A 12,340-nucleotide genomic window follows, 5' to 3' on the forward strand; every position below is an offset into this window, starting at 1 on the left:
TCTTCAAAACGAACGTTCACCCATGAGCGCCGCGCCGGGCCGCTGCCCCTAGCAAGCCGGGCATCGCGGTGCGAAGCACGAAGGTATCTCCATGAGCACACTCACCCATTTCGACGCCCAGGGCCAGGCCCACATGGTCGACGTGGCCGCCAAGCCGGCGACCCACCGCGTGGCCGTCGCCACCGGACGCATCGAGATGCAGGCGGCGACGCTGGCGCTGATCGAATCGGGGACGGCGAAGAAGGGGGATGTGCTGGGGGTGGCGCGGATCGCGGGAATTCAGGCGGCGAAGAAGACGAGCGACCTGATTCCGCTGTGCCATCCGCTGGCGTTGACGCGGGTGGCGATCGGGTTTGCGCTGGCTGAAGGCGGGGGGGCGCCGCAGGTGGCTTGTACGGCGACTGTAGAGACGGTCGGGCCTACCGGGGTGGAGATGGAGGCGTTGACTGCTGTGCAGGTGGCGCTATTGACGATCTACGACATGTGCAAGGCGGTGGACCGGGGGATGCGGATCACCGATGTGCATGTGTTGGAGAAGCATGGGGGGAAGTCGGGGAGTTGGGTGGCGGGGTGACTCTCAAGCTAAGAATAAACATAGAAAAGAGCGCTAAAGGCCTCTGAATGGGCCGAAATTGAGGGACGAGCGGCATATCGTCCCTGACAGGCGGTTTTTGCGGTTTGCTAACGATTGGTGACAATCTGTGACCACTGTCACTAGATTGCTTCCCCTCGAACGAGCGGGAAACACCTCAGGAAAGCCCGCCGTGAATTACTTGCCCTCCAGCAGCCGCATCCTTGCCTTCCGCCGCCTCGAGCGGGGCTTCACCCTGATCGAGATCATGATCGTGGTGGTGATCATTGGGGTGCTGTCGGCCATTGCAGTGCCGTTGTACGGCGAATACGTACTGCGTGGGCGCATTCCGGACGCAACGGCAAATCTGTCGGCGCTGGCGGTGAAGATGGAGCAGGGCTTTCAGGACAATCGCACCTACAACTTGACCGGCTCCACGACCAAGTGCTTGGTCGACGATGCGACCACAGGGGACATCGTCAAGCTCAACAATACGAACAAAAGTTTCGAGTTCAAGTGCCTGGCTGGAGCCGCGCCCGACACGTTCAAGATCACGGCCACGGGCAGGACAAACACCATGCCCGGTTTCGAGTTCACGCTCGATCAAAAGGGCATCAAGACTTCCAAGGGCAAGACTGGCTGGACGGCCGGTACCAACTGCTGGATCACCAACAAGGGCGGGTGCTGAATGCCGGCCCTCCAACCTCTTCGATCGCCTTCAGCGATGGCCCAACGGGGCGTCTCGCTGATCGAGCTACTCGTCGGCATCGCGATCATCGCGATCGCAGTAGCCATCGGCGCTCCTTCTTTTAGCGAGTGGATCTACAACTCGCAGATCCGCAGCACGGCGGAGTCGGTGCAGAACGGCTTGCAGCTGGCGCGCGCCGAAGCAGTACGCCGCAACACCCCCGTGCGAATGCAGCTCGTCACTTCGCTGGACAACTCCTGCGCCATCGCGACGGCCGGTCCGAATTGGGCTGTGAGCACGGCGTCGCCGGCCTCGAATTGCCTCAGTAACACCGACATCTCTCAGGTCGGGCAGTCCGTTTCAGCACGCACGAGCAGCACGATCGACAGCAACCATTCGGGAGTTTTCGGTTTCAACGGACTGGGCCGCATGACCCCGACAACATCTCCCGACACGAAGGTGGAAGACGCTGTCATCAATATTCAGTCCAGCAAAGGCACCTGCGCCGCCGACGGTGGCAACTTGCGGTGCCTGCGGATTCTGGTATCCGCCGGCGGGCAGATCCGCATGTGCGATCCCAAGCGAGGCAGCGGGGATCCGATGGCCTGCATTCCCTGACGAAGACCATGAACGCCACTCTTCACCATCGAAGCACTCGTCGCGCCCCTGTCGCTCGTGAGCGCAAGCACCAACGCGGCATCGTGCTGCTGGAAGCACTTGTCGCACTGCTGATCTTTTCGGTTGGCGTGCTCGGGCTGATCGGTTTGCAGGCCACATCCGTCAAGCAGGCATCGGCTGCCGAGTACCGCTCGACCGCCGTGCTGCAGGCCAACGACCTGATAAGCCGCATGTGGGTCAGCGACCGCTCCGACGCGATTCTGAAAGCTCAGTTCGCCGCCACCGGCGACGGGTACAAGGCCTGGAAAGACGCCTGGGTCGCTGCGCTTCCGGGAGCGGCCGCCAACCCGCCCGAGGTCGTGATCAAAAGCGAGGACAAGGGTGCCACGGCGTCTCTGGGCACCAACACCGTCACCGTCACCATCTACTGGAAAGCACCCAGTGACGATGACACGCGCAAGTACGTTCTGGTCGCGCAGCTCGACCAACCGCAGAAGTAAGCCCAGCGATGAATCAACCTATCCGCTCCCGCCAATGCCAGGCGGCCTCAGGCTTCAGCCTGATCGAGATCCTGGTCGGCCTGCTGATCGGCATGCTGTCCGTCATCGTCATCATGCAGGTCTTCGGCGTCTTCGAAGGCAACAAGCGCACCACCACCGGCGGCGACGACGCGCAGATCAACGGCACCGTCGCGTTGTATGGCATCGAACGTGACGTGCGCGAAGCCGGCTACGGCATCAATACCTTCAGCTTGCTCGGCTGCAGCCTGAGCTTCAAGACAAGCGAGGACACGAAGACAGTCAAGCTTGCGGCGCTCGCGCCTGTGGTGGTCAACCCCGCGACGACCGTCGTTCCGGCGGGCACGGCCGGCACCGACACCCTCCTGGTCATCTTCGGCACCAGCGACAGTCCTTCCGAAGGCGACCTGATTGCCACGGCCCCTTCGACCAAGACCTATCCGATCACCACGGCCAAGTCCTTCGCCGTTGCCGACTATGTGATCGCCCAGCCCTCGGCCAGGCCGACGCCCTGCGATTTGACGCTCGACAAGGTCACGGCCATCAGCGGCACCACGCTCACCGTGGACCCGGGTGACTCCACTGGCCTGGCACTGGGCAGCATGGTCTACAACATGGGCAAGGGGCTGGTGGTTCGCGCCTACGCGGTGCGTGACGGCAACCTCACCGTATGCGACTACACCGCCTACAACTGCGCCGACGCGACCTACGCGACGCCCAAGAAAGTCGATCCGAAAGTCTGGGTCTCGATCGCCTCCAACATCGCCGGCATGCGCGCGCAATACGGGCGCGACACCTCCGGCATCTCTTCCAACAAATTGTCCGGAATCGTGGACACCTACGACCAGATCACGCCCGGCAGCACAGCGGACACGAGCGGGTTGGCAGTGCAATGCGCGTGGGCACGCACGCTCGCATTGCGCGTGGCACTGGTGGCACGCAGCGGCCAGTACACCAAGTACGACGCAGCAGCCGGTGAGGCACCGTCGACAAGCACGGCGCCCACATGGGCGGGCACGTCGTCCGCGCCCATCGACCTGAGCGGCGAGGGGGATTGGAAGAACTATCGCTACAAGACACTGCAAACCACGATCCCGGTCCGCAATCTGGTCTGGCAAGGGTCGCAGACCACAGCGCAAGGAGGGACCGGCGGATGCTGAGCAATGAATTTCGAATGGGGCGTCCGGGCATGAGCAAAGGGCGCGCGCCCGGCCATCGATCGCGCCAACGCGGCGTCGTGCTGATCCTTGCGCTGATCGTTCTGGTCGCGCTGACACTGGCGGCCGTTGCGCTGACGCGTTCGGTCGGGACCTCCAACTCCATTGCGGGCAATCTCGCATTCCAGCAGGCAGCCACGCATTCCGCCGACCGCGGCGTCGAAGCCGCCGTGAAATGGCTCGAGGACAACGTCAACGAGGCCACAGGCTGCAGCTCCGGCAGTGCGGTGGCATGCGACCAAACAGCCAAGGGCTACCTCGCTGCCAGGACAGATCCCGACACGGCGAGCAAGCAAAGCTGGGGCGAATTCTGGACAAAAGCGCTCATCACCAAGGCCACGCCCGTTGACATCAGCGACGCGTCAACGGGCAACAAGGTGAGCTACATCATTCAACGCATGTGCGAGACCACCGGGGAAGCCAATACCAGTGCGAACGTGTGCGCCACTGCGCCGCGCGCCGTTGCAGGCAGTTGCCCCGGAGGCACGTCGTGCACGGGCGGCGGCGGCCGCGGCGGCACGGGCAGCAATGTGGACTCGCCCAAGCAGACCTACTACCGCATCACCGTGATCGTCAACGGCCCACGCAACACCCAGAGCATGGTCCAGGCCATGGTGGCGATCTAGTCGCCGCAACAGGAAGACATATCCATGAAACGCAGCACCACCCATTTCTTGCAGGCGACTTTCTGCATCGTGCCGTTGCTGGCGGCGATGTACACCGCCATCGCAGCACCAACCGACCTGGCCTCGGCGCCGCTCGAAACCTCGAGCCCCACGCTGGTCAAGCCCAACCTGTTTTTCGTGCTCGACGACTCGGGCAGTATGACCTGGGACTTTTTGCCGGACTGGGCGGGCAGCGACACCGACTACACCGGCACGCCCGGGCTTGTTCGCAACAGCGGCTACAACAAGATCTACTACAACCCGCGCAACACCTATGCCCCGCCGGTCAAGTACGACGGCAGCAGCTATCCCTCGATGACGTCGGACAAATGGGCCGCTGTGCCATATGACGGCTATGGCGTCCAGGTGGCGGATACCGGCAATCCCGGCGGCCTGGCGCAGCTCTTCACCACCAAGAACTCCGGCGTCACACAGAACCTGGTGGGCAACGCCTACTACTACACGTTCGTAGCGGGCGAGTACTGCACGGACCAGAGTCAGCGCAGCTGCACCACACAGACCGCGCCGACGACGGCAAACCCCGTGCTCGCCACCCTGCGCTGGTGCACCAGCAACACCCTGGCCGACTGCCAGGCAACGCGAATCGACACGGCACCGTCCGGAGGCAGTTCCTACACCTACGCACGCTATCCGGGCCAGACGGTCACCGGGCCCAAAAGCGCGACAGGAAAGCTGACCATCGGCGGCTCGGGCTCGTCGTCCGTCAGCGGAGTTACGGTCAACGGCGTGCAGATCATGGCGAACGCCACGGCAGCCACCACCGTTCGCGGCACGCTGGCGCAGTCGATTGCAGACAGCATCAACAAGTGCACGGCGAGCGTCACCGGCAATTGCGCGGTCGCGGGCTACAGCGCGGTGACGTCAGGCTCCACAGTGACGATCGTCGCCCCCAGCTCCCTGGGCGCCATCACCGATTCGCCCACTGCGAGCAAGTCGGGGAGCATGACGATCACTCCCAGCGCTTTCAGCGGCGGCGTGACGGGCGTCTACGTGCCCGGCCAAACCGTGCTCACGACGATTGCGGACGGCGGCAGCTATCCGCAGACCGGCACGCGTGCCGACTGCGTCAGCACCACCTCGTGCACTTACACGGAGGAAATGACCAACTTCGCGAACTGGTGGGCGTACTACCGCACGCGAATGCAGATGACGAAGACGGCCGCGGGCCTTGGCTTCTCCGGTCTGACGAGCAGCTATCGCATCGGCTACATGAGCCTGAACAACAACACGAACTCCGACTTCCTCAACATTGCGGACATCACCACCGCGAAGGATGGGCAGAAGGATCTTTGGTACCGCAAACTGACGGCGTCCAAGCCGAACAACGGCACCGGCCTTCGCGTGGCCCTTTCGACGGCGGGCCGCATGTACGCAGGCAAACTCAAGGGCAGCCAGAAACTGTGGCAAGACGCCTCCAGCGGCAACACGACGGCCGTGAGCGTCGACGACCCGATGCAGTACGCCTGCCAGCGCAATTACACGATGCTCTCGACCGACGGCTATTGGAACGAGTCCGAAACGGTGACGCGCAACAAGGTCACCAGCAACACGATCACGCGCGTCGATGGTACGACCGCAATCGGAGACCAGGACAGCGACAGCACCGTGCTCCGGCCGTACTACGAAAGCGCGAAGGTGTCGAACACGCTGGCCGACGTCGCGCAGTACTACTACACCACCGACATTCGCTCGTCGATCCTTGGTACCGACAAGAACACCGGCGGCACGGACGTCGGAGCCGACAACACGCTGGCCGGCCAGCAACGCATGTACACATACACGATCGGCCTCGGGGTGTCCGGCTACATGCAATACCAGCCGGACTACCAGACGGCGACCAGCGGTGACTATTACGACGTTCTCAAAGGCACGACCGCCTCCAACACGAAGTGCCGCTGGCAGAGTTCGGGCGAGTGCAACTGGCCCACGCCCGTGAGTGGCTCACAAACCACCGTGGACGACCTGTGGCATGCCGCGGTCAACGGCCGGGGCACTTACTACAGCGCCGGCGATCCGGTGGCCGTGAAAGACGGCATCACCAACTTCCTGAACAACGTCGACGCACAGAACAGTGCCGGCGCTGCTGTGTCGCCCAGCACGGCCAACGTGACGAGCAGCGACAACTTCCTGTTCGACTCGGGCTTCACCTCGGTGCAATGGTTCGGCGAAGTGGCTCGGTACTCCATCGATCCGGTGACGGGTACGCCCGGCACCGTGCCCGCTTGGTCGCAATCGGGCACCGCCCAGACGACGTCTGCAACGCCGCCTACTCCTCTGCTGGACAACCGGGCCTGGGCCACGCGCAAGATCTACACCAACGACGGCACCACGTTGACAGACTTCACCTGGAACACGCTGAGCGACGCGATGAAGAACTACTTCAAGATGTCGGCCATCGGCTCCCTGTCGCAGGTCTGCGCAGCAGGTAGCGCTTGCGTACCCGTGGCCCAGCAGATCAACAGCACGACAGCGGGCGCGGACACCGGTATGGCCGGCACGAACCTGGTCAACTTCCTGCGTGGTGATCGCAGCAATGAAGGCGACGGCGGCGGCAAGTACTACTTCAAGCGCACGCACGTACTGGGCGACGTTGTCGGATCGCAATCGGCCTACGTGAAGAAGTCGAACTTCAACTACACCGACACCGGCTACGCGCTCTTCAAGAAGAACAACGAAACGCGGCAAGGGATGCTCTACGTGGGCGCCAACGACGGCATGCTGCACGCGTTCAACGCCGACACCGGCGCCGAGAGCTGGGCCTACATCCCCTCGACCCTGCTGCCCAATCTCTACAAGCTCGCAGAGAAGAATTACAGCCGCAATCACGCGTACTTCGTGAACGGCTCGCCGCAGCAAGGCGAAGCGTATTTCGACGGTGCGTGGCATACGCTCCTGGTCGGCGGCCTTGCTGCCGGCGGCCGTGGCTATTACGCGCTGGACGTCACCACGCCCGACACGCCCAAGGTGTTGTGGGAGTTCAACGTCAACAACGACAACGACCTCGGCTACACCTACGGCATCCCGGTCATCTCCAAGCTGAATGACGGCACCTGGGTCGTGCTCGTGACCTCGGGCTACAACAACGTCTCGCCTGGCGGCGGCGGCGGGCACCTCTGGGTGCTGAATGCAAAGACGGGCGCGGTCATCAAGAAGATCAACACCGGCGTGGGCAGTGCCACCGCCGCAGTCGCGGGTTCGGGGTGCACCGTCGCTCCGTGTCCCAGCGGGCTGTCGCGCATCAGCGCGTGGATGGACAACATCAACCTCAACAACACGTTGACCCAGGTGTATAGCGGCGACCTCTATGGCAACGTGTGGCGCTTCGATCTGAGCAAGTTGAAGTCCGACGGCTCGGGCGCCTCGACCGTCCAATTGCTCGCGACGCTTCAGGACGCCACCAACAACCCACAGCCCATCACCAGCTGGATCGAGCTTGGCTTTACCGCCAGCAGCCACGTCGTCTATGTCGGTACGGGGAGCTACCTGGGTGTTTCGGACCTCGACCCGAACAGCGATCGCGGCAAGCAGGTCCAGACCATCTACGCCATCAAGGATCCGCTGACCGGCAGCAGCGCTGTCACCAGCCTGTACGGCAGCCCGCGAACCACGGCTTGCACCACGACGCTGAAGACCAATTGCTTCATGAAGCAGACGTTCACCGACAAGGACGGCGTGCGCACCGTGTCCAGCACGATGAGCTATGCCACCAACCTGAGCAACATGAATGGCTGGTTCATCGACCTGCCGAATACCGGCGAGCGGATCAACACCGACTCGACGCTGCAGTTGGGCGTGCTGGTGTTCGTCTCGAACATTCCGAACAATGCCAACGCGTGCGGCATCGGCGGATCGAGCTACCTGAACTACGTGGATTACAAGACGGGCCTCTCGCTGTTTGCGGCAACGAAGGCCCAGGTCGTCGGCACCCTCCTCGCAGGCGGCAATGGGTTGGGGGCTTCGGCAGCTGTCTTTGCGCGAAAGGGCAGCCAGCTGATCGGCAGCGTGAAGCTCTCGACCGGCAAGCTGGAGAACGTCGAGTTGCCTCCGGGCGCAGGTGGCCCTGGTACCCGCCGCGTGTCGTGGCGCGAGCTCGTCAACCAGTGATGGCCTGGCGATGAGCGGCAGACGCTGAGGTCAGGAAGCCGATGAATCGATCGGCTTTCCTTCCAGCCAGAGCCCGTACTCGAGCGGAAACGCGATGCTGAATCGCTCCGCTTCGGTACGGGCTTCTTCGTGGAGGCCGAGCAGTTGCGCGCTTTCGACCAACTTGACGATCACGCGAGGCTCGGGGGAAAAATGCAGGATGCGCTGGGCCAATAAATGCACCTCCGCCGCGTTGGCCGTGGTAACGGGCGTTAGCGTGAGCTTCGCGAAGCGGACTTGGTTTGCGAATAACCAGGAGCCATGCACTTTCGTAAGCGTGTCGTCCTCGTACGCAGGCAGACGCTCGTCACGCGGCAGATAAATCTGGCTGATGCGGATGTAGTCCCAGCCTGCGTAGCCGACGACGGCAACCAGTAGAGCGGCTGCCATCGCCGGGAGCCTGCGAGCCCAGGGACACGCGGCTGTTTCGTTGCGATCTTCTGCGGGCCAGAGAATGCCGAGGCACAGACCGAACACCAGTTGAAAGGGGCCGTACCACAGCGGGTATTCAAGAAGGCTGTGCAACACGATCACACCGAGCAGAGCCCAGGCCATGATCCGGAACGGATTGCGATCGCGCCACGGCCGGGCGCGAACCACCAGCCAGAGGAAACCTCCGCAGATCAACGCGGCCGCGGGGATGCCGAGCTCTACGGCCAGATGCAGCGGGAGGTTGTGCGCGTTATCGAGGATTTCGACGAAGCGCTGTCCCGGGTAAAGCCCGCTGTGCATGTAGTGTGCGAAGCTCAGCTCACCCCATCCCCAACCGGTCCATGGGCGCTCGGCGATCAGGGTCAGTACGTTGCTCCAGAGGATCAGCCGGCTGTGTCCGGTAGGCGCGCCCTCGCTCAGACGCTGCATCATGCTGTCGACACCGCTGCCTGCGAGTTGGGGCAGGAGCCAGGCGATGGCGAAGTACAGCGGTATCCACGAAAGCACGACAAGGGGGGACGGCAGTCGCGTCGCGAATACCGAGCCGGCGCGCTGTGCCTGCCGTTCTCGCCGGGCGATGAAGGCGGCCGTTCCGACGATGGCGAGAACCTCGAGCAGGCCGGTGCGTGATGTGGAGGCAGCAGCGGCAGTCAATAAAAGTGCGACGACGGCCGCCCATAGCAAACGTCGCGGCAAAGCTGCGCTTCGGTGGCTCGCGTAGAGCCACAGCGCCGCGATGAGCGCCATGCTGATGAGGCTCGCAAATTGATTGCGTTGCCGCAGGTTGCCGAAGGCCTGGCCGGCGCCGGGTTCGGTGGTCAACGGATGGAGAAAGCCCGCGAGGTCGTAGTACTGCAGCAGCCCCAGCACCGCGCTGAGGGCGCCTGCCCATATGAGGCCGTGAGCCAATGCGGCCTGCATCCGGGCGCGATCTTGCTGCGCGAGCCCGGCGCCGACGAAAGCGACCATGCACGTGGCGAAGACAACTGCAGCGGCGCAGAGCCAAGGGGTGGGTTCGAGAAGAGGGCTGCGGAAAACCGCAACGAGCGCCGCGCTCGCTGCGAGCCACACGAGAACGGACGGGCGTGGCTCGATTTGCTTGGCCCCTGTCAAGAGAAGGAGCGCCGCAACACACATCCAGGAAGCCAGCTGTTGCCAGATGTTGACCGACGGGCCTGCGGTGATGGGAAAGAGAAAGGGCAACGCGATCAACGCGCTGCAGATCCGGGGGGAGAGGTTTTGCTTGGAATGGTCGTCAGCGCTGGCGTGCGTTGCGGAGGGGCTCATCCAGGTGATTTTGCCTCTGGCTCGTGGGCCAAGGCAGGCACCTCACTACAGCGGGCAGGCCGGGGCAACGTACTTGGCGTCAATATTGGCTGCCTTGCAACTCCAGGAGCCGTTCAAGTCGCGGGACCAAGTGATTGTTCCAGCGGTTGCGCCTTGCAATGGAGATCCTGCGAGATTTCCGAAGGTCGCGACAATCTTTGAAGGGACGCTATCAGAAAGAGTGACTTGTGGCACCCCAGTCCCCGCTGCAGCCCAAGTCTCGGCAATTGTGGGCGCTGCATTGCCTGCGGTCGCTTGCATGTTTGACCCGGTAGCTTGGGGATCGCAGTTTTCGGTTAAGGCGGGATCCCCTATCTTGATCTTCCCATTCGACAAGCAGATTTCAATGGCTGGCTTGATTGCTCCCGATTCGCCGACCACGCGCTGTACTTGGGATCGAAAAACGTACGTCTGATACTGAGGAATAGCGATAGCAGCAAGAATCCCGACGATCGCAACCACAACCATCAACTCGATCAGAGTGAATCCGCGAGCCCTGGCGTTTGAGGTGTTCATGACTACTGCTCGAGGGGTTTGGGGTACAAAAAAGCCGCCCGAAGGCGGCCTTTTGGTTGAGTTCACTGATTACTTGACAGTGCCATTCGGGCAACCGGCCGCCGCATACTTTGCGTCAGCGGAGGTAACGCAGCTCCAGCTGCCGGTGTCATCACGAGTCCATTGCACTGCAGCCTTTGCAGCCTTGAGTGCTGCAGATGCGGAGTTGCCAAACGTAGACGTCAAAGTGGCGGTGTTCTTGGCCGAGTCAATAACCAGGACCGGAGCACCGGAGTTCGCGGCGGGCGCGACACCGTTGACGGTGTTACCACCGTCAGCGAGCAGATTCGAGCCGGTGGCGGTGCCACCGCACGTCGTTGCATCGGTCGCCTTGCCAGTGTTAATTTGGCCATTGTTCAGGCAGTCTTCCACAGCAGTCTTTTGCGAGCCGGTTTCCGACACAACACGCGAAACTTGCGACTTGGCGATGTAGGTTTGATATTGCGGAATCGCGATAGCAGCCAAGATACCAATGATCGCCACAACGATCATCAGTTCGATAAGGGTAAAGCCGGCCTGTGCGCGGCGGGCAATCTTGCGAACGTTCATGAGAAAACTCCAGGTTGGTTTGTTAAAGCCCGGGAACCAGCCCGGAGCGGAGTACCTTCCGCAGCATCTGTGCCACCCGGTTTCCCACCCCTGCAGTGACCGAATGCGTCACCTTTGATCACATTCGCGTTACAGCAAGTGACACAACTTGCTTCAAGATGCTACAAGCAGTGACAAATTTGTCATGCCGCGCACCCGGCTAGGCATCAGAAAGTCAGGATCCCATCCGCCTTCAGCCAGCGAATATCTCGCTGCGCCAACCCCGCCACCTGCCGCCCGGCCAGCGTCTCGATCTGGCTCATGATTTCTTCGGTTTCCGCCGGCTTGGTATGGGTGATGTAGATCGGGTATTCCTTGCCCGGATCGATGTGCGCCAGTTCGTCAGCCAGCACCGCGGGCGACAGGTGCAGGCTGCGCTCGGCCAGCGCCTGCTCGCGGCTGCTGAAGGCCGTCTCTATGACCAGCATCGCCACGTCGAGCGCGTTGACGCGGTCCCAGAAGGGCGCGTTGCGTTCGGTGTCTCCGCTGAAGACCCAATGGGGGCCGCCGGTCGCTCGGCGCACGGCGAAGCCGCAGGCCGGCACGGTGTGCACGGCCGGCAGCACCTCGATCAGCTTGGGGGCGACGGTGCCCAGTTGCAGCATCTGCCCGACCGAGATGTCGTGGAAGCTCACGAACGGCGCCTCGGGGCTCGGGATGCTCTCGAAATCGGGCCAGATGACGTTGTTGAACACGTGCGCGCGCAGGGCCTCGATGGTCGCGCGCAGCGCATGCACGCGCAGCGGCTGGGTGCGCCGGCTGCCCACGGCGTCGAGCATCAGGGGCAGGGCGGCGATGTGGTCCAGGTGGCTGTGCGTGAGCACGACGTCGTCGATGCGCGCCATCTCGTCGAGGGTGAGATCGCCGACGCCGGTGCCCGCATCGACGAGCAGGTCCGTGTCGACCAGGAATGAGGTCGTGCGGCAGTCTTTGGCGATGGCGCCTGAGCAACCCAGCACACGAACCTGCATTGTGAGAGACCCCTCGTCTGTGTCTGT

Annotated in this window: 11 protein-coding genes; 7 read left to right on the forward strand and 4 right to left on the reverse strand. The window is 62.7% G+C overall.

Annotated elements, in window-relative coordinates; translation table 11 throughout:
- The first annotated feature begins 91 nt into the window (after nucleotides 1-91).
- From moaC to JC881_RS08875, 7 genes are all read left to right on the forward strand, one after another.
- Nucleotides 92-574 (forward strand): cyclic pyranopterin monophosphate synthase MoaC, encoded by a 483-nt coding sequence (gene moaC / locus JC881_RS08845; RefSeq protein ID WP_198785353.1) that lies wholly within the window; start codon nucleotides 92-94, stop codon nucleotides 572-574.
- A 190-nt stretch (nucleotides 575-764) separates the two neighbouring features.
- Nucleotides 765-1,259: a type IV pilin protein gene (locus JC881_RS08850; RefSeq protein WP_332875208.1), complete on the forward strand. Its 495-nt coding sequence runs from the start codon at nucleotides 765-767 to the stop codon at nucleotides 1,257-1,259.
- 36 nt (nucleotides 1,260-1,295) lie between these two features.
- The gene (locus JC881_RS08855) at nucleotides 1,296-1,877 is read left to right on the forward strand and encodes a GspH/FimT family pseudopilin (RefSeq protein ID WP_198785354.1); all 582 of its coding nucleotides are present in this window, start codon (nucleotides 1,296-1,298) and stop codon (nucleotides 1,875-1,877) included.
- Between the two features lie 8 nt (nucleotides 1,878-1,885).
- Nucleotides 1,886-2,377 (forward strand): type IV pilus modification protein PilV, encoded by a 492-nt coding sequence (gene pilV / locus JC881_RS08860; RefSeq protein WP_198785355.1) that lies wholly within the window; start codon nucleotides 1,886-1,888, stop codon nucleotides 2,375-2,377.
- Between the two features lie 8 nt (nucleotides 2,378-2,385).
- A complete protein-coding gene (locus JC881_RS08865) occupies nucleotides 2,386-3,555 on the forward strand; it encodes a PilW family protein (protein WP_198785356.1) in 1,170 nt (389 codons plus the stop codon).
- Nucleotides 3,549-4,238, forward strand: coding sequence for a pilus assembly PilX family protein (locus JC881_RS08870; protein ID WP_198785357.1), 690 nt, complete (start codon nucleotides 3,549-3,551; stop codon nucleotides 4,236-4,238). The genes JC881_RS08865 and JC881_RS08870 overlap by 7 nt, the downstream gene beginning before the upstream one ends.
- 24 nt (nucleotides 4,239-4,262) lie before the next feature.
- Complete coding sequence (locus JC881_RS08875; RefSeq protein WP_198785358.1) at nucleotides 4,263-8,402, forward strand: pilus assembly protein; 4,140 nt, start codon at nucleotides 4,263-4,265, stop codon at nucleotides 8,400-8,402.
- 30 nt (nucleotides 8,403-8,432) lie between these two features.
- Here JC881_RS08875 and JC881_RS08880 read toward each other — a convergent pair whose 3' ends face one another.
- The 4 genes from JC881_RS08880 to JC881_RS08895 all read right to left on the reverse strand — a co-directional run bounded on the left by JC881_RS08880 (nucleotide 8,433) and on the right by JC881_RS08895 (nucleotide 12,313).
- Nucleotides 8,433-10,160, reverse strand: a complete 1,728-nt coding sequence (locus tag JC881_RS08880) for a PglL family O-oligosaccharyltransferase (protein WP_198785359.1) — start codon at nucleotides 10,158-10,160, stop codon at nucleotides 8,433-8,435.
- Nucleotides 10,161-10,205: 45 nt separating this feature from the next.
- The gene (locus JC881_RS08885) at nucleotides 10,206-10,715 is read right to left on the reverse strand and encodes a pilin (protein ID WP_198785360.1); all 510 of its coding nucleotides are present in this window, start codon (nucleotides 10,713-10,715) and stop codon (nucleotides 10,206-10,208) included.
- 69 nt (nucleotides 10,716-10,784) lie between these two features.
- The gene (locus JC881_RS32570) at nucleotides 10,785-11,303 is read right to left on the reverse strand and encodes a pilin (protein WP_198785361.1); all 519 of its coding nucleotides are present in this window, start codon (nucleotides 11,301-11,303) and stop codon (nucleotides 10,785-10,787) included.
- 206 nt (nucleotides 11,304-11,509) lie between these two features.
- The gene (locus tag JC881_RS08895; RefSeq protein WP_198785623.1) at nucleotides 11,510-12,313 is read right to left on the reverse strand and encodes a 3',5'-cyclic-nucleotide phosphodiesterase; all 804 of its coding nucleotides are present in this window, start codon (nucleotides 12,311-12,313) and stop codon (nucleotides 11,510-11,512) included.
- Between the last annotated feature and the right edge of the window lie 27 nt (nucleotides 12,314-12,340).

Origin of the sequence: Variovorax sp. IB41 (genome assembly GCF_016405905.1) — a bacterium.
Lineage (GTDB): Bacteria > Pseudomonadota > Gammaproteobacteria > Burkholderiales > Burkholderiaceae_C > Variovorax.

Bases quoted from the DNA above. Each gene is read 5' to 3' on its own strand.
- JC881_RS08855 (WP_198785354.1), top strand. From the start codon at position 1,296: ATGGCCCAACGGGGCGTCTCGCTGATCGAGCTACTCGTCGGCATCGCG.
- moaC (WP_198785353.1), top strand. From the start codon at position 92: ATGAGCACACTCACCCATTTCGACGCCCAGGGCCAGGCCCACATGGTC.
- JC881_RS08880 (WP_198785359.1), bottom strand. From the start codon at position 10,160: ATGAGCCCCTCCGCAACGCACGCCAGCGCTGACGACCATTCCAAGCAA.
- JC881_RS08885 (WP_198785360.1), bottom strand. From the start codon at position 10,715: ATGAACACCTCAAACGCCAGGGCTCGCGGATTCACTCTGATCGAGTTG.
- JC881_RS08865 (WP_198785356.1), top strand. From the start codon at position 2,386: ATGAATCAACCTATCCGCTCCCGCCAATGCCAGGCGGCCTCAGGCTTC.
- JC881_RS08870 (WP_198785357.1), top strand. From the start codon at position 3,549: ATGCTGAGCAATGAATTTCGAATGGGGCGTCCGGGCATGAGCAAAGGG.
- pilV (WP_198785355.1), top strand. From the start codon at position 1,886: ATGAACGCCACTCTTCACCATCGAAGCACTCGTCGCGCCCCTGTCGCT.
- JC881_RS08895 (WP_198785623.1), bottom strand. From the start codon at position 12,313: ATGCAGGTTCGTGTGCTGGGTTGCTCAGGCGCCATCGCCAAAGACTGC.
- JC881_RS08875 (WP_198785358.1), top strand. From the start codon at position 4,263: ATGAAACGCAGCACCACCCATTTCTTGCAGGCGACTTTCTGCATCGTG.
- JC881_RS32570 (WP_198785361.1), bottom strand. From the start codon at position 11,303: ATGAACGTTCGCAAGATTGCCCGCCGCGCACAGGCCGGCTTTACCCTT.